The following is a 424-nucleotide window of genomic DNA, read 5'->3' as shown; positions in this document are numbered from 1 at the left end:
CAACGAAGGCGACATCGTCAAGGTCACCATCACGGCTGACCAGGTTTCGGTTGCCGAGAACGTCAAACCAACCTTCACCGTACACATCAACACGGTGCTGGCGCATGACCTGACCGTAACCCTGAGCAACAACGCAGTCGTGACCATCAAAGCCGGTCAGACCTCGAGCGAGCCATACACCCACGACGCGCAAGGTGACGACGTTTATCAGGATGCCGGCGAAATCAGCCTGGGCATCAAGTCGGCTGTGGATGCCACGGGCGCTGCGTTCGAGAACCTGCAGCTGGGTGATCCGGCTTCGGTCAAAGTGACCGACACCATCGACGAGGTCGTGGCGAAACTGACTGCCACCCCTTCGGTCACTGAAGGCGGTGAGATCACCTACACCATCACGCTGACCAACAAAGATGGTCTGCCGATCAAC

The 424-nt window shown here is 58.3% G+C and carries 1 protein-coding gene; it reads left to right on the top strand.

Going from position 1 to position 424, the window contains the following annotated elements:
* Positions 1 to 424 (top strand): immunoglobulin-like domain-containing protein (locus IAE39_RS29500; protein ID WP_201207963.1); only part of this gene is annotated, 424 nt, incomplete at both ends.

This window comes from Pseudomonas sp. S37 (assembly GCF_016658545.1).
GTDB lineage: Bacteria > Pseudomonadota > Gammaproteobacteria > Pseudomonadales > Pseudomonadaceae > Aquipseudomonas.
Note: the sequence above shows the minus strand (reverse complement) of the source record. Positions and strands in the feature narration are given on the sequence as shown.